Origin of the sequence: Pseudoponticoccus marisrubri, from assembly GCF_001482405.1 — a bacterium.
Taxonomy (GTDB): domain Bacteria; phylum Pseudomonadota; class Alphaproteobacteria; order Rhodobacterales; family Rhodobacteraceae; genus Pseudoponticoccus; species Pseudoponticoccus marisrubri.
On record NZ_LPXO01000002.1, the window covers coordinates 148,986 to 165,928 of the forward strand.

Below are 16,943 nucleotides of genomic sequence, written 5' to 3' on the forward strand. Positions count from 1 at the left end.
TGTGGTCTGGGACGCGGGACTCACAGGGTCAGGTCCTCGGTGGGTTGTTCGGCGGCGAAGGTCACGTACATCGGCAGCCCCACCAGCGCCTTCCAGGCCAGCACGGCAAATTCCAGCGCGGCACAGAAGAACCCGACCGCGGTGGCCGAGAAGAAGACGTAATAGGGAATGCCCAGCGTGGGCGTCGCGTTGTTGAGGTTCTTCAGCGTCGCGGTCAGCACCGACCACGCGGCAAAGGCGAAGGCCGCCATGCCGAGCAGCGCGATCAGCACGCGCAGGCCCCGCTGGACGGGCTGCGGAAAGACGTGCTGCAGCTCTTCCATCCGGACGCTCGCCCCGGAGGAGACCGTGTAGGGGATGGTCAGCATCACCACGCTGATCAGCATGAAGCGCGACAGCTCGTCCGCGCCGATCAGCGGGATGCCGAAGAACTGGCGCATGATGACCTGCGCCATCGGGGTGGCGATCATCACCGCCAGGATGACAAGGCCGGCCAGTCGCAGGATGCGGCGCGCCGGGTTCAGGATGCGGTCTGCCATCAGGGCAGTCGTCGGAAGCGCGGCGTTCGGCGCCTCAGGGTCAGGATCGTGCGACACGGGGGGTCCCCTCCGTCGGGCTGCGGATGAACAATGGCGGGAGGGGGGAGTGACCCCTCCCGTCGCCGGATCACTCGATCGCGGCAATCTGCTCGATATACGGCGCCCAGGACGGGAAGTCCTCGTTCACCTGTGCGACCACGCCTTCGCGGAACGCGTCCAGCTCCAGCCCGTCATCGCCGGTGATGAAGGTCATGCCCTTCTCGGTCAGCGTGCCCACGAGGTCCTGCTCGGCCTGCTGCGCGGTGGCCAGCGTCTCGTAGGCCAGCTCGTCCAGCGAGGTCAGGATCGCCTCGCGGTTCTCTTCCGAGATCGACTGCCAGACATCCTCGTTGATGAAGACCGGCAGAACGTTCTGCATGTGACCGGTCAGCATGACGTGGCTCTGCACTTCGTACAGCTTGTTGGCGTTGATCATGGTCAGCGGGTTCTCCTGCCCCACGACCATGCCGGTCATCAGCGCGGTCGGCAGTTCGCTGACCTCGACCGGCGTTGGGATCGCGCCGAAGCCCTTGATCATCGTGGTCCACAGCTGCAGCGGCACGCCACGGAACGGCTCGCCCTCGAGATCGGCGGGCGAATAGACCGGCATCTTGGCCGTCATCTGACGCGCGCCGCGGAACAGCCGGCCGATGATGCGCATGTTGCCGCTCTCGATCAGCTGCTCGTTGAATTCCTGCAGCACGGGCGATGTGCGGGGATCGGTGGCCTTCAGCGCGTGCTCGCCGTCGCGGTAGACGAAGGGCGCGTTGAAGACGGCGATGTCCTCGACCAGCTGGGCCAGCGAGGCGAACTCGTGGTGGGCCATCGAGATCGCGCCCGAACGCACCCCGTCGATGGTTTCCTGCACGCCGCCCAGCTGCGAGTTGGGGAACACGGTGACGGTCACGTCGCCATCGGTCGCGTCGGGCAGCCGGTCGGCGGTCTGCGCGGCGAACCAGTGCTGGATGTCGCCTTCCGAGCCCACATGGGCATAGCGCAGGTTCTGCGCGCTGACGGCGGTGGCGGCAAGTGCGGCGCTGACAGCAAGCGCTGCTGACGCCAGCCGGATGGAGCTGAACTTCATGGATTTCCTCCCGTTGAGTGGTCTGGCGGGGCCAGAGAAGCGCCTCCCATGGTCGCCTCTGGGTCGCATTCTTGTATGCAAGAAATCAGGGCGTCAATAGAGGATGTGAAAGTTTTGCGATGGGCCGACCGCAATTCGGGGCGCCCTGCCCCGGGCGCCAGCCCGACGGGACAGCCCTATTCCTCGCCCATCCGGGCGCGCGCGTGACGTTGCGAGAAGGACAGCCCGTTCATGAAATGCTCACGTGTCATCTGCGCCAGCTTGGCACCGTCGCGCGCACCGAGCGCGGCCAGCATCCGCGAATGCTCGGACACCGCCGCCAGCCAGCGTTCGCGGTCGAGATTGGCCACCGCGCGCGCCCGCTCGACCCGCGGCACCAGCACCTCCCAGGCCGACAGCAGGACCGGGTTGCGCGCGATCTCGACAACGCGGCGGTGGATCAGGTGGTTGTTCGCAAGATATTCCGCGCGATCGCCATGCTCGTAGGATTCAAGCATTTTACTATGCAAATCAACGATTTCCGCAAATTCGTCCTGCGTGATCCTTTCGCAGGCCAATTCGCCCGCCGTGGCCTCGAGCGCGGCGACGACCACATAGATATGCTCGAGATCCTGCGCGCTCAGCCCGGCCACGACCGGCGATCTGTTCGGGGACAGCTCGATCAGACCCTCGGCCGCAAGCGCCTTGACCGCCTCGCGGAACGGCGTGCGGGATACGCCGAACAGTTGGCAGTAATGCGATTCCCGCAGCCGCTCTCCGGGGGCAAGCTCGCCCGAAACGATCATCTCGCGCAGCCGCTGCGTGGTCGCCACGTGCAGCGCCCCCTTGCGGGGTTGCGCCTCTGCGCCATCGACAGGCCTGGCCATGGCAGTTCCTCCTCCACAGGCTCCAAACCGACCTACTGATTCCGGGCCGTTGGGGCAATCTTTCCCGGTGCAGCTATGCGGCGCAGCTTGACCTTCGTCAATTCTTGTATACACAAATGGCAAGGCGAGACGTGATGGCAGGGAGGCAGCACACGCATGACAACCACCGACGACCAGGACCGGGCGGACGCCCCGCCCCTTCCGCTCGCAGGCTTGCGGGTCATCGACCTGACGCAGGTGATGGCCGGGCCCTTCTGCTGCATGATGCTGGGCGACATGGGCGCCGACGTCATCAAGATCGAGCCGCCCAAGGGCGACCAGACCCGCGCCGCCATGGGCTTTCGGATGAAGGGGGCCGACAGCCCCGGCTTCCTCGCGCTCAACCGCAACAAGCGCTCGGTGACGCTGGACCTCAAGACCGAGGGCGGGCGGGCCATGCTGCTGGAGCTGGTCAAGACCGCCGACGTGCTGGTCGAGAACTACCGCCCCGGGGTGACCGGGCGGCTGGGCATCGACTATGACACGCTCTCGGCGCTGAACCCGAAACTGGTCTATGCCAGCATCTCGGGCTTCGGCCAGACCGGGCCGTGGTCGCAGCGCCCGGGCTTCGACCTGATCGCACAGGCCATGTCGGGCGTGATGAGCGCGATGGGCCACCCCGAGACAGGACCGGTGAAATCGGGCGTGTCGGTGGGCGACCTCGGCGCCGGGCTGTTCTGCCTTTACGGCATTCTCAGCGCGGTGATCGGCCGGTCGAGCTCGGGCAAGGGCCAGTATATCGATGCCTCGCTCTTCGAGGCCGCGCTGTCGCTGTCGATCTGGGAGACGACCGAATACTGGGCCACCGGCCATTCGCCGGAACCGCTGGGCACCGCGAACCGGATGAGCGCGCCCTACCAGGCCTTCACCGCCAGCGACGGGATGTTCGTGGTCGGCGCCGCGAACCAGAAGCTCTGGGACCTGTTCTGCGAAGTGATCGCCCGCCCCGACATCCATGACGACCCGCGCTTTGTCACCAACAAGGACCGGGTCGCGAATCGCGACGCGCTGGTCGCCGCGCTGGAGCCGGTCTTCCTGGAACGCGGAGCGGCGGAGTGGGTCGAGGCCTTTCTGTCCAATGGCGTGCCGGCCGGGCCGATCAACGATTTCGGCCAGGTCTTCGCCGCCGACCATACGCAGGCGCGGGACATGATCATGACGATCGACCACCCGGCGGAGGGGCCGATGAACGCGCTCGGCTTCCCGGTCAAGATGCGCGGCACGCCGCAGCAGGTGCGCCATGCCCCGCCGCTTCTGGGCCAGCACACTGACGAGTTGGCGGGCGAGCTGGGGCTGGATGCCGCCCGGCTGCGCGCGGAAGGTGCCTTCGGATGAGCGCCGGGGAGGTCCGGCTCGCGATCGACGGCCCGGTTGCGCGCATCTTCTTCGACCGGCCGGCGGCGATGAACGCCATGACATGGAAGATGTATGGCGAGTTCGAGGAGATCAGCCACAGGCTGGCGGCCTGGACCGACCTGCGCGCCGTGGTGCTGCGCGGGGTCGGCGGGCGCGCCTTTGTCGCCGGCTCGGACATTGCGCAATTCGCCGAGTTCGACAGCGGCGCCGACGGCATCGCCTACGAGCGCAAGATGGACCGGATCCTCGACGCCTTCGCCTCGATCAAGGCGCCCACCCTGGCCGTGATTGACGGCATGGCGATCGGCGGCGGATTGAACATCGCGGGGGGCTGCGACCTGCGCGTCGCCACTGCAGGGGCGCGCTTTGGCGTGCCCATCGCGCGCACGCTGGGCAACTGCCTGTCCATGCGCAACTATGCGCGCATGTCGGCCGGTCTGGGCGAGGCCATGGCGAAGCGCATGCTGCTGCTGGGGGAGCTGGTTACCGCGGAAGAGCTGGCCGGTACCGGTTTCCTTGCACGCATCGTCCCCGCGGACGAGATCGACGAGACCGCAGACAAGCTGGTCTCCAGGCTTCTGGCCGGGGCGCCCCTGAGCATGGCGGCCAGCAAGGCCGCGCTCGGCCGGCTGGCGCGCAGCACCCTGCCTGATATCGACGACCTGATCGACAGCTGCTACGGCAGCGCCGATTTCCGCGAGGGCATCCGCGCCTTCGGCGAGAAGCGCAAGCCGGACTTTACCGGCCGCTGAAGCAGTCCGGCGACAGGCCGCCCGGAGCGTTGAACAAACACCAAGCGGGGCCGCCCTCCTGAAACGCGAAACACGACCCCCGGCGCACGCGCCGGAGGTCATCCTGCATCCGCTAGAGCAGACCCCGCGAGGCGAGGTTGCGCATCAGGTGGCTGGCGCCGAATTGCCAGGGCGGGCAGTCGGTCGACAGGTTCACGACATTGCGCAAGAGCCCCAGCCGGGGCGAGCTGATCTCGACCACGTCCCCCAGCTTGTGGGTGAAGCCCTGCCCCGGCGCATCGCGATCCTCGGTTGGGGCGAAGAGCGTGCCGAGAAACAGAACGAACCCGTCGGGATACTGGTGATGTCGCCCCACGGTCTGCGCCACGAGGTCGAGCGGGTCGCGGCTGATCCGTGTCATGTCCGACCGCCCCTCCAGCACGAACCCGTCTTTGCCGGTCACCTGCAGCCGCAGCTCGGCCCGGCGCACGTCCTCGATGCCGAACCCGTCATCGAACAGGCGCAGCATCGGCCCCAGCGCGCAGGAGGCATTGTTGTCCTTGGCCTTGGACAACAGCAGCGCCGAGCGTCCCTCGACATCCCGCAGGTTGACGTCATTGCCCAGCATCGCGCCGACCGCCCGGCCGGTCGAGGCCACGGCCAGCACCACCTCGGGCTCGGGGTTGTTCCAGGACGAGGACGGGTGCAGCCCCACCTGCGCCCCGTGGCCCACGGCGGAGAGGACCTGCGCCTTCGAGAACACCTCGGCATCCTGGCCGATACCGACCTCGAGATACTGGCTCCACAGCCCCTCGGCCATCAAGGCCTGCTTGACGCGCGCCGCCTCCGGTGAGCCGGGCACGATATCGCGCAGCGAATTGCCGATCGCCTGGCCCACCCGGGCGCGGATCGCCTCGGCCCGGCCGGCATCGCCCGCGGCCTGTTCCTCGATGACGCGTTCGATCATCGAGCCGGCAAAGGTGACACCACACGCCTTGACCGCCTGAAGGTCGACCGGTGCCAGCAGCTGCCAGCCCGCACCCTCGCCCAGCACCTCGGACACCGATCCCAGGTCGGTCCCCGGCGCCGTGCGGACATGCGCCACGGGATCCGCCATCTCGCAGATGTCGCGCACCGTCGGCGCGGCCCGGCATGTGATGTCCAGCACCCGACCCTGGCGGATCGTGATGACCGAGGGGCCCGCCGCCTCGGCGTTCCAGGCCCGGCCCAGCCAGCAGCCGTCTTGTTCGAGCGCGTCATTCATCCGTTCTGTCCTTTCTGCGCTTCGGCTGCCGGGAACAGGCAGCCGGGATTCATCCGCCCCTCGGGGTCGAGCAGCGCCTTGATCCCCTCGGCAAGGCGCAACAGCTCGGGCGCCCGATCCGCGTAGAGCGCCGCGCGCCGCTCGCGGCCGATGCCATGCTCGGCGCTGAGCGATCCGTCGAAGCCGCGCACGACCTCGTACATCCGCGCCCGCGCCGGCGCGGCCCGGGTGGCAACCTCCGCCCCGTCCAGCCCCTCGGGCGGCAGCACGTTGAAATGCACGTTGCCATCGCCCATGTGGCCATAGGCGAGCGAGGTCCAGCCCGGCAGATGCTCGGCCACGACCTGCTCCAGCGCCGCGACCAGCTGTGCCACGCGCGACAGCGGGACCGAGAAATCGGTGCGCAGATGGGGACCGCGGGCGGCCTGCGCCTCGACCATCGCCTCGCGCAGCAGCCAGAGCTCCTTGCGCTGCTGATCGCTGGCCGCGACCACCCCGTCAAGCACGCGGCCATCGCCCATCGCCTCTTCGAGCAGCCCCATCAGCAGCCCGTCGAGGTCGACCGGCCCCGAGGCAGCGATCTCGAGCAGGACGTAATAGGGATGGCGCGCCTCCAGCGGGTCGCGCAGGCTGTCCACGTGGCCGGTGGCCAGTTCGATCGCCTCGCCCGGCATGAATTCGAAGGCCGACAGCAGGTCGGAGCAATGCGCCCGCGCCTGACCGGCGAAGGCCACGATCTCGGACAGCCCTTCGAAGGCCAGCAGCGCGGTCTGGCGCCGGGTGATGCGGGGCAGAAGGCGCAGGCTGGCCGCGGTCACGATGCCGAGCGCCCCCTCGCTGCCGATGAAGAGCTGGTGCAGCGCCAGCCCGCGATTGTCCTTGGACAGCGCCGAGAGCGTGTCCAGCACCGTCCCGTCGGCCAGCACCACCTCGAGCCCCAGCACGAGGTTGCGCGTCATGCCATAGCGCAGCACGTTCAGCCCGCCCGCGTTGACCGCCACCGCACCGCCGATCTGCGCGGTGCCCTGCGCGCCGAAGGAGAGCGGAAACAGGCGGTCCGCCGCGGCCGCCGCCATCTGCGCCTCTTCCACGGTGACGCCGGCCTCGACCTGCATGACCATGTCGGTGGGCTCGACCGCGCGGATCGCGCGCATCCGCCCGAGCGACAGCATGATGTCGCGCCCGCCGGTCGTACAGGTCCCGGCCACCAGCCCGGTATTGCCGCCCTGCGGCACCACGCCAATCCCCCGTGCCTGCGCAAGGCGCATGATCTCGGAGACCTCCGCCGTCGTGGCCGGACGCACGACACAAAGCGGCTCGGCCAGGTTGTCACCCGGCCAGTCGCGGACATAAGCCGCGGTCTCCTCCGGCCCTACCAGCACGTTGCGATCCCCGACAATGGCCGCCAACGCGGCCAGGCAGTCCTGTTCGTTCATGGGCTTCCCCCCTCTTGGTGGCGACGTGTCTAGCAGGCTTATCCCATTTGTCCAACAATCCTATCATCGAAATATCTGTCGCATGTGCCTGCGTCTCTGCTATGACCGGGTCGAAAGAAGGCACCCCGCCGATGGCACGACAGTCAGGAGGCCCCCGTGAGCACCAGGTTTGTCATGGACCGCCCCGCGGGGCTGCCGGACCGGATCGCCGACCGGCTGCTGGCGCAGATCGAGTCCGGCGAGATCGCGGAGGGCGAGGTGCTGCCGACGGAAAGCGCCCTCGCCCAGAGTTTCGGGGTCAGCCGCAATGTCGTGCGCGAGGCCATCGCCCGTCTGCGCTATGACGGGATCCTCGACAGCCGGCAGGGCCGCGGCGCGACCGTCCTGCCGCGCGACGCACGCCTGACCTTCCGGATCGATGACAGCGGGCTGGCCGATGAGGCCGCGCTGGCCGACCTGTTCGAGCTGCGCGGTGTGCTCGAGATCGAGATCGCGGGGATCGCGGCGCTGCGGCACGGCGAGGGTGACCTGGCCGAGCTGCGCGGCGTGCTGGCCGATCTCGACGCGGGCCCGGCCTTCGACGAGGCCAGTCTCGAGGCGGACGCCCGCTTTCACCGCGCCCTCGCCGCCGCGACCGACAATGCCTATCTCAAGGGCATCTCGACCTATATCGCGTTCCGCCTGAAGGGCACGTCGCGCGATACGGCCGCGATCTACCGCTCCGACGATCTGGTCCGGCGCACCATCGCGGAACACCGCCACATCCTCGACCGCGTCGCGGTACGCGATCCCGACGGCGCCCGCGACGCCATGCGCCAACACATCCGCCAAGCCGCCGACCGCCTCGGCGTCGCCCTTCGCGAGGACCGGTTTTCAGTCTCGCGATAGGTGGGTGTCGTTGCGTGTTTTTTTGGGGCCCGGGCACTATAATGGAAGCCCCGAGTCGTCGTCGAGCGGGTGTGAGTCGCAAGAAGACCAACACAGAAAATAACGCCGATCATTCGACCGGAGGCATTTTCGGAGAAAGTATTCGACTTGCGATGGTGCCCAAGGTCGGACTCGAACCGACACGCTGTCGCCAGCGGGGGATTTTGAATCCCCTGCGTCTACCATTCCGCCACTTGGGCCACGGGGCTTACGTCTAGCCGCATGCCGGACATTCGTAAAGGCCGATTGCGGTGGCTTGACCGCGGCGGGCGGTCATGGGAAGCCGCGCGCGCGGCAAGAGGGAGAGCGGCATGCTGGCGCGGCTATATTTCTGGACCATGGCGCAGGCCAGTGCGCCGCATGCGCTCTGGGTGCTGGCGGCGGTGGCCTTCATCGAAAGCTCGGTCTTCCCCATCCCGCCCGACGTGCTGATGATCCCGATGATCCTTGCCCGGCCCCGGCGGGCCTGGCTGATCGCGCTGGTCGCCACCGCGGCCTCGGTGCTGGGCGGGCTGCTGGGCTACGGGATCGGTTATTTCTTCTATGACAGCCTCGGCCAGCCCGTGCTCGAGGCGCTCGGCAAGGCCGACAGCATGACGGCCTTCAACGAACGCTTCAACGGCGTGGGCTTCTGGGCGGTGCTGATCGCCGGGCTGACCCCCTTCCCCTACAAGGTGATCACCATCATGTCGGGCTGGACAGCGATGCCGCTCTCGACCTTCGTGATCACCTCGATCCTGGCGCGCGCGGGGCGGTTCTTCATCGTGGCGGCGCTGCTGCGGGCCTTCGGCGCACCCATTCGTGATTTCATCGAGCGCCGCCTGGGGCTTGTCTTCACCGTCTTCGTGGCGCTTCTTCTGGGGGGCTTCCTTCTGGTGAGGTATCTGTGATGCGCAAGACCCTGATCCTGGCCGCCGCCGCCGGTTCCGCCGGCCTTCTGCTGGGGGCGCTCGGCTTCCAGTACCTGGGCGAGATGCCGCCCTGCAAGCTGTGCTACTGGCAGCGCTACGGCCATGTGGCAGCGCTGGTGCTTGCCCTGCCCGCGCTGGCACTGCGCGGCGCGGCCCTGCCGCTCCTGGCCGGGTTGGGCGCGGCCTCCAGCGCCGGGATCGGCGCCTATCACACCGGGGTCGAGCGCGGCTGGTGGGAGGGTCCCAGCTCCTGTTCCTCGCAATCCATCGAGGGCCTGAGCCCCGAGGAGCTGGTCGAGCAGATCATGGCCGCCCCGCTGGTGCGCTGCGACGAGGTGCCGTGGGAGATGCTGGGCCTCTCCATGGCGTCGTGGAACGTGCTCGCCTCGCTGGGCATCGCCGCGCTCTGGCTGCTGGCGGCCCGGGCCGGGGCGCGCGCCATTCCCGCGTGACAGGGCGCGCCCGCTCTGGCATCAAGGCGGCGCCGCACAGCCGGAGGGCCGCATGACAAACCCGATCGCCATCGTGCTCGGCCTGATCCTTCTCGGCGCCGTCGCCGCGGATCTGGTGCTCTGGGACGGGACGAACCTGGTCTTTGTCGGAAAGAAACTCTTCTCGCTCATCGACTGGCTCGCCTTCTGGCGATAGGCTCGGCTTGACTTTCGACCACGCCAGTGGTTGTTAGCGATAACAGAGCGCCGCGCGGATCCGCGCCGCGCCCGGACCGAAAATCTTCGCAAAGGCTCAAGGCCGCCAGCAAGAGGAAGCCCCCATGAGTGTCAAAGTCGCCATCAACGGATTCGGCCGCATCGGACGGAACGTTCTGCGCTCGATCATCGAATCCGGTCGCACCGATATCGAGGTCATCGCGATCAACGACCTCGGCCCGGTGGAAACCAATGCCCACCTGCTGCAATTCGACAGCGTGCATGGCCGCTTCCCGGTCGAGGTGAAGGCCGGCGAGGACAGCATCGACGTGGGCCGCGGGCCGATCAAGGTGACCGCCATCCGCAACCCCGCCGAGCTGCCCTGGTCGGACGTGGACGTGGTGCTGGAATGCACGGGCATCTTCACCTCGAAAGAGGCCTGCCAGGCGCATCTGGAGAACGGCTCCAAGCGGGTGCTGATCTCGGCCCCGGGCAAGGACGCCGACAAGACCATCGTCTACGGCGTGAACCATGACAGCCTCACCGCCGAGGACCTCGTCGTCTCGAACGCCTCCTGCACCACCAACTGCCTCGCGCCGGTGGCCAAGGTGCTGAACGACACGATCGGCCTCACCCGCGGCTTCATGACCACGATCCACTCCTATACCGGCGACCAGCCGACGCTGGACACGATGCACAAGGATCTCTACCGCGCCCGCGCCGCGGCGATGAGCATGATCCCCACCTCGACCGGCGCCGCCAAGGCCGTGGGCCTCGTCCTGCCCGAGCTGAACGGCAAGCTCGACGGTGTCGCGATCCGCGTGCCCACGCCCAATGTCTCGGTGGTCGACCTGACCTTCGAGGCCGCGCGCGAGACCAGCGCGGAGGAGATCAACGCCGCCATCCGCAGCGCCGCCGACGGCCCGCTCAAGGGCATCCTCGGCTATACCGACCGCAAGCTCGTCTCGAGCGACTTCAACCACGACCCCCACTCGTCGATCTTCCACACCGACCAGACCAAGGTGATGGAGGGCACCATGTGCCGCATCCTGACCTGGTACGACAACGAATGGGGCTTCTCCAACCGCATGAGCGACACTGCCGTCGCCATGGGCAAGCTGATCTGATCCATTCGACCGGTTTGACCGAGGATACCGCCCCCGCAGGCACCTGCGGGGGCGGTTGTGTTCTTGGAAGGTGGCGGTGAAAGAGGGTTAGGATGGGCGGGAAGCTGCCGTTCGCCGCGCGTCGGACGAATGACCAAGATGCGCACGAAGCGGGCCGTGTGTCGAGGAGCGAACTTTGCAGCGAGCACGGATGAGCAGCGGCAATTCAAAAAAGTAGCGGGAGAAGGAAGGCGGGATGAATGCCTGCCTGCACCGCCGAGGTTACGATCCCGTGAAGCATCCCTTATATCTATGCCTCGAGCACCGAATTCAGGATGATTATTGATGAGTGATGACAGTGACGACAGCCAAGGCGATAGTGAAAGGCCCCCGAAGAAGAAAGGCGTCGATCTTGCCGCTTTGAGCGAACAACTGAAGGCTCAGGGATATGATGGCGACGAAAGGGGGGAGGCTCTGAAGAAAGCCATGAATGACCTGGAGCGGCAGATGGAACCGCTTCGCCATGTGCAAGAGCAGATTAAGCATCTCCAAGGGCTTTCGGGGCATGAGGGTATCGCTGCGAAGCTGGCTGAAGACGCGAAACGCTATTCTGCCGTTCAGGAGCAGATGGAGAAGGCGCTTGAGCCCTATCGTGGTCTCCAAGATCGCATGAAGAGCCTGGGGCTCTCCGCCGGGGAAGATTCCGCCATTGGCCGTGTTGCAAAGCAGATTGCCGACCAGCAGCGTGCGATCGAGGCAATGCGTCCCCATATCCCCGAACATCTGGAGAAGGCTGAGCCTCGACTGCCTAACATCGAACAGATCAAGTTGCCGCCGAACCCGCTCCTTGAGACCAACGAGCGTCTCGAACGTATCGAAGAGCGGTTCGAGCAGATGCAGGGCATCGCCACAGATGCTGCGCAAATCGCCAATGGCCTGCAAGGTGCCGCTGCCGAGTTCCTTCAGAAGTTCGAGAAGGCCGCTGCGGATAACGACCGCACCGCGGGGCGGGCTATCTGGATCGGTGTTATCGCTGTGATAATAGCCATTGCCATGCCAGCCGTCCAGATCGGCTATTCTGAGTTCCGACGCACGCCCGACAACGGCCCCGAGATTCAGTCTGCCCTCGAGGACGTGCAGGCTGAGGTAGCCGGTTTGCGCGATGCTCAGGCTCAAGCGTCGGCGCAGCTTGGAGAGATCATTGGTTCATCGAATGACGAGACTGCGAAGGTCCTCCGCGAAATCCGCGACCTGCTGTCGAACCGTTCTGCGCCGGTAGGGACGGTGCTTGAAGAGGTTCCGCAGTAGGAAAGCTACCGATATTAAGATGGAATAAAGACCGCGTTGAGGAATGACCGCGAGGCGCCGAAACCGCTCATGTAGCATATCCTGCGCGAAGGTCGGCTCAGGGCCGTTTGTAATGATATTGGCCCCCGGCCACGCCCATCACGGGGCCGGGGGGCTTCATAACCCTCAATCATCCCATTCGGGCAGGTTCTCGATCTGGGTGCGGTTCATCTTGCTGACATAGACCCCGTCTTCATAGGTCAGCGCGGCCAGGGGGACGGCCACGTCCTCGTCGCCGATATCGAGGAAGCCGCCAACCTCGATGTGGAAGGCGGCCGGGTGGCCGGCCTCGTCGACAAGGATCTCCTCGATCTCGCCGATCTTCTCGCCATCTGCATCGACCACGTCCATGTCATCCACCGATTTCAGGTAGCTGTTGTCGCGGCGGTCGACGGGGCCCCAGCTCTGGTCGCCCTCTTCCTGGGCCAAGGCGGGCAGCGCGGTCAGGCAGAGCAGTGCGGTGATGCGGGTGAACATGAAGACCTCTCCTGTTGCATGTCTCGGCTGGTCAACGCCCCCCGTCCCGGCCGGTTCCCGCGCAGCCAGTGGCGAAAAAGTTCCCGTTTCAGCTCTGCATCCGGCGCAAGGCGCCTTTTCGTTTCCGTCAGTTGTTCTGCACCGCAGCATGGCCCATGTTTGCGCTACCAACGACAAGAAACACCGAGCACATCAGTGAAAGGAACCGCCATGACCCTGTTTGATGGTCTTCGCACCCGCATGGAACGCCGCGCCCGCTACGTGCGCACCGTCCACGAACTCGAAGCGCTGTCGCATGACACCGCCCGCGACCTGAACATCGCCCCCGGCGACGCCCGCCGCATCGCGCGCCAGGCCGTCTACGGCTGAGCCGGGCCTCGCGCCCTAGCAGCACAACGCGCCCTGCCCGGCCCTTGCGCCGGGCCCGGGCGCGGATCAGCCCGCCCGGGGCTCAGGAAAACCGCTTGACCAGCGCCTCGCGCACCGGCGGTGTCACGAATTTCGACACGTCGCCATCCAGCCGCGCGATCTCCTTGACCAGCTTCGACGCGATCGCCTGGTGCCGGGCCTCGGCCATCAGGAAGACCGTCTCGATCGTGTCATCCAGAGCGCGGTTCATGCCCACCATCTGGAATTCATACTCGAAATCCGCGACCGCCCGCAGGCCGCGCACGATGACCTGCGCGCCCACGTCGCGCGCCGCGTCGATCAGCAGGTTCTCGAACGGGTGGGCGACGATCTCGGTGCCGGTCTGGGCGCTGAGCGCGGCGCATTCCGTCTCGATCATCGCGACCCGCTCCTCGAGCGAGAAGAGCGGGCCCTTGTCGCGGTTGATCGCCACGCCGATCACCAGCCGGTCGACCAGCATCGCCGCCCGCCGGATGATGTCGATATGCCCCAGGGTGATCGGGTCGAACGTCCCGGGATAGAGGCCGATGCGCATTTGGGTCCCTCGCTCCTTGGCGGATTTGCCGCGCACGCAACAATATTGCCCACGCGAATGCAAGCCCGAAAGCCGTCACGCCGTGGCGCGCGGTCTCACCACTGGCTGGTGATCATCCCCTCCAGCGCGCTCTTCTCCATGGCCAGCTCGGCCAGCCGCGCCTTGACCACGTCGCCCAGGGTGATCAGCCCGACCATCTTGCCGTCCTCGACCACGGGCATGTGGCGGAACCGGCCCTCGGTCATGCGGGCCAGCACGTCATCGGCCAGGTCGGCGCGGGTGCAGGTCTGCAGGTCGCGCGTCATGTAGTTGTCGACGGGGCTGTTCAGGCAGGTGGCGCCCTTCTCGGCCAGTTCGCGCACGATGTCGCGCTCCGACAGGATGCCGTCGGCGGCGCTGCCGTCGGACGAGATCACCACCGTACCGATGCGCTTCTCCGAGAGGATCTTGGCGGCATCGGACACCAGCGTGCCGGGTGTGACGGTGAACACGCCGTCGGTGCCCTTGGTCTTCAGGATCTGCTGGACTTGCATCTTGCTGCCTCCTCCTCGTGGTCGTCGCAGGACTGACCTCCAAGGTTCCCGCGGGGCGCCGTTCTGTCAAGCCTGCCGATCCGCCCATGTCCTGCCGCCACGGGGTTTTTTCGGCCCGCTCAGGCCCGCGCCTCCAGCCGCGCCAGTTCCGCCCGCAGCTCGGCGACCAGCGCCGCGGCAAAGCGGTTGAGCCGCTCCAGCCGCCGGTCATCCACGTGGCGCACCAGGTAGAAGCTGCGCGTCAGGCTGACCGCCCCGGTCAGCACCCGGCGCAGCCCCGGCGCGAAGGGCAGCGCGAAATCATGCACGATGCCCAGCCCCGCGCCTTGGCTCAGCCACTGGAACTGCACCACGACCGAGTTCGAGGCCAGCGGCACCCGCGTCAGCCCGAGATCGGCGAGGTAGTCCAGCTCCTTGTCGAAGATCATGTCGGGGATATAGCCCACGACGCGATGCGCCGGCAGGTCGGCCACGGTCTCGATCGGGGCGTTTTGGGCAAGATAGGCGTCACTTGCGGCAAGATGTAGCCGGTAATCGGTGATTTTCTGCACGGATAGCCGCCCCGCCGTGGGGGCGCTGACCGCGATGGCCATGTCCGCCTCGCGTCGCGACAGGTTGACCACGCGCGGCAGTGCCACGATCTGCAATTCCAGTGCGGGGTTGTCGCGGGCGATGCGCGCGCAGACCTGCGGCAGCAGGAAATTCGCGCAACCATCCGGCGCGCCGATGCGGATCTGTCCCGACAGCCCCTCGGCCCGGCCCTGCACCGCCTCGGCGGCCAGCGACATGGCCTGTTCGGCCTCCTCGGCATGGGTGACCAGCCGCGCGCCGGCCTCGGTCAGCGCGTAGCCCTGCGGCGACTTGACGAAGAGCGCCGTGCCCATGCGCGCCTCCAGCCGCGCCACGCGCCGGCCCACCGTGGCCGGGTCCAGCCGTAGCACGCGGCCCGCCGCCGACAGGCTTTCGCCCCGCGCCACGGCCAGGAACACGCGCAGATCGTCCCAGCTGTCCACCGCCCCTCGCTTTGCATTCCTGCAAGACCTTTTTGCCTGATTACCTCTGTTCAGGGCATTTTTGCAAGCTTAGGGTCCGCGCACCCAGATCAGGAGGATCCCATGACCGAACTCACCAACTGGATCGACGGCGCCCATGTCAAAAGCGGCTCGGGCCGCTTCTCGGACGTGTTCAACCCCGCCACCGGCGAGGTGCAGGCGCAGACCCCGCTGTCCAGCGTGGACGAGCTGAACGATGCCGTGGCCCGCGCCAAGGCCGCGCAGGTCGGCTGGGGCGCCACCAACCCGCAGCGCCGCGCCCGCGTGATGATGGCCTTCGGTGCGCTCATCAACCAGCACATGGACGAGCTGGCCGAGCTGGTCGCGCGCGAGCACGGCAAGACCATCCCCGATGCCAAGGGCGACGTGCAGCGCGGGCTCGAGGTCGTCGAGGTCTGCATGGGTGCGCCGCACATGCTCAAGGGCGAGTTCACCGATGATGGCGGTCCGGGCATCGACCTCTATTCCATGCGCCAGCCGCTGGGCGTGGTGGCCGGCATCACGCCGTTCAACTTCCCCGCCATGATCCCGATGTGGAAGATGGCGCCGGCGCTGGTCGCGGGCAATGCCATGATCCTGAAACCCTCCGAGCGCGTACCCTCCACCGCGCTGCGCCTGGCCGAGCTGCTGCAGGAGGCCGGCCTGCCCGACGGCGTGCTGCAGGTGGTCAATGGCGACAAGGAGGTCGTGGACGCGATCCTCGACAATGACGACATCGCCGCGGTGGGCTTTGTCGGCTCGACCCCGATCGCGCAGTATATCTATGGCCGCGCCGCCAATAACGGCAAGCGCGCGCAGTGCTTCGGCGGCGCCAAGAACCACATGATCATCATGCCCGATGCCGATCTCGACAAGGCGGCCGACGCGCTGGTGGGCGCAGGCTACGGCGCCGCGGGCGAGCGCTGCATGGCGATCTCCGTCGCCGTGCCGGTGGGCCAGAAGACCGCCGACGCGCTGATCGAGCGGCTGGTGCCGCGGGTCGAGAAGCTCAAGGTCGGCCCCTACACCGCCGGCGAGGACGTGGATTACGGCCCCGTCATCACCGCCCAGGCCAAGAGCCGGATCGAGGGGCTGATCGACAGCGGCGTCAAGGAAGGCGCCAATCTGGTGATCGACGGCCGCGGCTTCGAGCTTCAGGGCTACGAGAAGGGCTTCTTCGTGGGCCCCTCGCTCTTCGACAACGTCACCCCCGACATGGAGATCTACCGCGAGGAGATCTTCGGCCCGGTGCTGAGCCAGGTGCGCGCCGAGACCTACGAGGACGCGCTGAAACTGACCATGAACAACCCCTATGGCAACGGCACCGCGATCTACACCGCCGATGGCGATACCGCGCGCGACTTTGCGCACCGTGTGAACGTGGGCATGGTGGGGATCAACTTCCCGATCCCGGTGCCGCTCTCCTACCACACGTTCGGCGGCTGGAAGAAATCGGCCTTCGGCGACCTGAACCAGTACGGCCCCGACGCCTTCCGCTTCTACACCAAGACCAAGACCGTCACGGCGCGCTGGTTCTCGGGCATCAAGGATGGTGGCGAGTTCAACTTCAAGGCGATGGACTGATCGCCCCCGGGCCCTGCCGGATCACCGGCAGGGCCCCATGACACATGCAGTTTCCGCTAGGTCACCTTTGTTTGACAAAGCTG

General features: G+C 66.9%; 19 protein-coding genes and 1 tRNA gene. 10 read left to right on the plus strand and 10 right to left on the minus strand.

The window, feature by feature from the left end:
• Positions 1-20 precede the first annotated feature (20 nt).
• From AVJ23_RS04440 to AVJ23_RS04450, 3 genes are all read right to left on the minus strand, one after another.
• The gene (locus tag AVJ23_RS04440; RefSeq protein WP_058860953.1) at positions 21-539 is read right to left on the minus strand and encodes a TRAP transporter small permease; all 519 of its coding nucleotides are present in this window, start codon (positions 537-539) and stop codon (positions 21-23) included.
• Between the two features lie 127 nt (positions 540-666).
• Positions 667-1,662, minus strand: coding sequence for a TRAP transporter substrate-binding protein (locus AVJ23_RS04445; RefSeq protein WP_058860954.1), 996 nt, complete (start codon positions 1,660-1,662; stop codon positions 667-669).
• A 176-nt stretch (positions 1,663-1,838) separates the two neighbouring features.
• Positions 1,839-2,528: a GntR family transcriptional regulator gene (locus tag AVJ23_RS04450; protein ID WP_058860955.1), complete on the minus strand. Its 690-nt coding sequence runs from the start codon at positions 2,526-2,528 to the stop codon at positions 1,839-1,841.
• Positions 2,529-2,684: 156 nt separating this feature from the next.
• On the opposite strand from AVJ23_RS04450, the gene AVJ23_RS04455 reads away from it, so the two are divergent.
• Positions 2,685-3,902: a CaiB/BaiF CoA transferase family protein gene (locus AVJ23_RS04455; RefSeq protein ID WP_058860956.1), complete on the plus strand. Its 1,218-nt coding sequence runs from the start codon at positions 2,685-2,687 to the stop codon at positions 3,900-3,902.
• Positions 3,899-4,675, plus strand: a complete 777-nt coding sequence (locus AVJ23_RS04460; RefSeq protein ID WP_058860957.1) for an enoyl-CoA hydratase — start codon at positions 3,899-3,901, stop codon at positions 4,673-4,675. Before AVJ23_RS04455 ends, AVJ23_RS04460 begins: the two co-directional genes overlap by 4 nt.
• Positions 4,676-4,787: 112 nt before the next feature.
• Here the strand turns inward: AVJ23_RS04460 and AVJ23_RS04465 are convergent, their stop codons facing one another.
• The gene (locus tag AVJ23_RS04465; RefSeq protein WP_058860958.1) at positions 4,788-5,918 is read right to left on the minus strand and encodes a fumarylacetoacetate hydrolase family protein; all 1,131 of its coding nucleotides are present in this window, start codon (positions 5,916-5,918) and stop codon (positions 4,788-4,790) included.
• Complete coding sequence (locus tag AVJ23_RS04470) at positions 5,915-7,354, minus strand: FAD-binding oxidoreductase (RefSeq protein ID WP_058860959.1); 1,440 nt, start codon at positions 7,352-7,354, stop codon at positions 5,915-5,917. The genes AVJ23_RS04465 and AVJ23_RS04470 overlap by 4 nt, the downstream gene beginning before the upstream one ends.
• 156 nt (positions 7,355-7,510) lie before the next feature.
• Between AVJ23_RS04470 and AVJ23_RS04475 the strand changes: the two genes are divergently transcribed.
• The gene (locus AVJ23_RS04475) at positions 7,511-8,242 is read left to right on the plus strand and encodes a FadR/GntR family transcriptional regulator (protein ID WP_157772611.1); all 732 of its coding nucleotides are present in this window, start codon (positions 7,511-7,513) and stop codon (positions 8,240-8,242) included.
• 153 nt (positions 8,243-8,395) lie between these two features.
• On the opposite strand, the gene AVJ23_RS04480 is transcribed toward AVJ23_RS04475, so the two are convergent.
• Positions 8,396-8,481, minus strand: a tRNA-Leu gene (locus AVJ23_RS04480).
• A 111-nt stretch (positions 8,482-8,592) separates the two neighbouring features.
• Here AVJ23_RS04480 and AVJ23_RS04485 point away from each other — a divergent pair.
• The 5 genes from AVJ23_RS04485 to AVJ23_RS04510 all read left to right on the plus strand — a co-directional run bounded on the left by AVJ23_RS04485 (position 8,593) and on the right by AVJ23_RS04510 (position 12,253).
• Positions 8,593-9,171: a YqaA family protein gene (locus AVJ23_RS04485; protein ID WP_058860961.1), complete on the plus strand. Its 579-nt coding sequence runs from the start codon at positions 8,593-8,595 to the stop codon at positions 9,169-9,171.
• Entirely contained in the window at positions 9,171-9,644 is a 474-nt protein-coding gene (locus AVJ23_RS04490; RefSeq protein ID WP_058860962.1) for a disulfide bond formation protein B, read from the plus strand. The genes AVJ23_RS04485 and AVJ23_RS04490 overlap by 1 nt, the downstream gene beginning before the upstream one ends.
• 52 nt (positions 9,645-9,696) lie before the next feature.
• Positions 9,697-9,840, plus strand: coding sequence for a hypothetical protein (locus AVJ23_RS23055; RefSeq protein ID WP_058860963.1), 144 nt, complete (start codon positions 9,697-9,699; stop codon positions 9,838-9,840).
• Between the two features lie 124 nt (positions 9,841-9,964).
• Complete coding sequence (gene gap, locus AVJ23_RS04500; RefSeq protein ID WP_058860964.1) at positions 9,965-10,966, plus strand: type I glyceraldehyde-3-phosphate dehydrogenase; 1,002 nt, start codon at positions 9,965-9,967, stop codon at positions 10,964-10,966.
• A 324-nt stretch (positions 10,967-11,290) separates the two neighbouring features.
• Entirely contained in the window at positions 11,291-12,253 is a 963-nt protein-coding gene (locus AVJ23_RS04510) for a hypothetical protein (protein ID WP_157772612.1), read from the plus strand.
• 165 nt (positions 12,254-12,418) lie between these two features.
• Here AVJ23_RS04510 and AVJ23_RS04515 read toward each other — a convergent pair whose 3' ends face one another.
• Positions 12,419-12,769: a PRC-barrel domain-containing protein gene (locus tag AVJ23_RS04515; protein WP_058860967.1), complete on the minus strand. Its 351-nt coding sequence runs from the start codon at positions 12,767-12,769 to the stop codon at positions 12,419-12,421.
• A 210-nt stretch (positions 12,770-12,979) separates the two neighbouring features.
• Here AVJ23_RS04515 and AVJ23_RS23060 point away from each other — a divergent pair, with 210 nt between their 5' ends.
• Positions 12,980-13,138, plus strand: a complete 159-nt coding sequence (locus AVJ23_RS23060) for a hypothetical protein (RefSeq protein ID WP_169795925.1) — start codon at positions 12,980-12,982, stop codon at positions 13,136-13,138.
• An 82-nt stretch (positions 13,139-13,220) separates the two neighbouring features.
• Here the strand turns inward: AVJ23_RS23060 and coaD are convergent, their stop codons facing one another.
• From coaD to AVJ23_RS04530, 3 genes are all read right to left on the minus strand, one after another.
• The gene (coaD, locus tag AVJ23_RS04520; RefSeq protein WP_058860968.1) at positions 13,221-13,712 is read right to left on the minus strand and encodes a pantetheine-phosphate adenylyltransferase; all 492 of its coding nucleotides are present in this window, start codon (positions 13,710-13,712) and stop codon (positions 13,221-13,223) included.
• Positions 13,713-13,807: 95 nt separating this feature from the next.
• Positions 13,808-14,245, minus strand: a complete 438-nt coding sequence (locus tag AVJ23_RS04525) for a CBS domain-containing protein (protein WP_058860969.1) — start codon at positions 14,243-14,245, stop codon at positions 13,808-13,810.
• Between the two features lie 119 nt (positions 14,246-14,364).
• Positions 14,365-15,258 (minus strand): LysR family transcriptional regulator, encoded by an 894-nt coding sequence (locus AVJ23_RS04530; RefSeq protein ID WP_058860970.1) that lies wholly within the window; start codon positions 15,256-15,258, stop codon positions 14,365-14,367.
• Positions 15,259-15,360: 102 nt separating this feature from the next.
• Here AVJ23_RS04530 and AVJ23_RS04535 point away from each other — a divergent pair, with 102 nt between their 5' ends.
• On the plus strand, positions 15,361-16,860 hold the full coding sequence (locus AVJ23_RS04535; RefSeq protein WP_058860971.1) for a CoA-acylating methylmalonate-semialdehyde dehydrogenase: 1,500 nt from the start codon (positions 15,361-15,363) through the stop codon (positions 16,858-16,860).
• The last annotated feature ends 83 nt before the right edge of the window (positions 16,861-16,943 follow it).

Bases quoted from the DNA above. Each gene is read 5' to 3' on its own strand.
- AVJ23_RS04440 (WP_058860953.1), bottom strand. From the start codon at position 539: ATGGCAGACCGCATCCTGAACCCGGCGCGCCGCATCCTGCGACTGGCC.
- AVJ23_RS04445 (WP_058860954.1), bottom strand. From the start codon at position 1,662: ATGAAGTTCAGCTCCATCCGGCTGGCGTCAGCAGCGCTTGCTGTCAGC.
- AVJ23_RS04450 (WP_058860955.1), bottom strand. From the start codon at position 2,528: ATGGCCAGGCCTGTCGATGGCGCAGAGGCGCAACCCCGCAAGGGGGCG.
- AVJ23_RS04455 (WP_058860956.1), top strand. From the start codon at position 2,685: ATGACAACCACCGACGACCAGGACCGGGCGGACGCCCCGCCCCTTCCG.
- AVJ23_RS04460 (WP_058860957.1), top strand. From the start codon at position 3,899: ATGAGCGCCGGGGAGGTCCGGCTCGCGATCGACGGCCCGGTTGCGCGC.
- AVJ23_RS04465 (WP_058860958.1), bottom strand. From the start codon at position 5,918: ATGAATGACGCGCTCGAACAAGACGGCTGCTGGCTGGGCCGGGCCTGG.
- AVJ23_RS04470 (WP_058860959.1), bottom strand. From the start codon at position 7,354: ATGAACGAACAGGACTGCCTGGCCGCGTTGGCGGCCATTGTCGGGGAT.
- AVJ23_RS04485 (WP_058860961.1), top strand. From the start codon at position 8,593: ATGCTGGCGCGGCTATATTTCTGGACCATGGCGCAGGCCAGTGCGCCG.
- AVJ23_RS04490 (WP_058860962.1), top strand. From the start codon at position 9,171: ATGCGCAAGACCCTGATCCTGGCCGCCGCCGCCGGTTCCGCCGGCCTT.
- AVJ23_RS23055 (WP_058860963.1), top strand. From the start codon at position 9,697: ATGACAAACCCGATCGCCATCGTGCTCGGCCTGATCCTTCTCGGCGCC.
- gap (WP_058860964.1), top strand. From the start codon at position 9,965: ATGAGTGTCAAAGTCGCCATCAACGGATTCGGCCGCATCGGACGGAAC.
- AVJ23_RS04510 (WP_157772612.1), top strand. From the start codon at position 11,291: ATGAGTGATGACAGTGACGACAGCCAAGGCGATAGTGAAAGGCCCCCG.
- AVJ23_RS04515 (WP_058860967.1), bottom strand. From the start codon at position 12,769: ATGTTCACCCGCATCACCGCACTGCTCTGCCTGACCGCGCTGCCCGCC.
- AVJ23_RS23060 (WP_169795925.1), top strand. From the start codon at position 12,980: ATGACCCTGTTTGATGGTCTTCGCACCCGCATGGAACGCCGCGCCCGC.
- coaD (WP_058860968.1), bottom strand. From the start codon at position 13,712: ATGCGCATCGGCCTCTATCCCGGGACGTTCGACCCGATCACCCTGGGG.
- AVJ23_RS04525 (WP_058860969.1), bottom strand. From the start codon at position 14,245: ATGCAAGTCCAGCAGATCCTGAAGACCAAGGGCACCGACGGCGTGTTC.
- AVJ23_RS04535 (WP_058860971.1), top strand. From the start codon at position 15,361: ATGACCGAACTCACCAACTGGATCGACGGCGCCCATGTCAAAAGCGGC.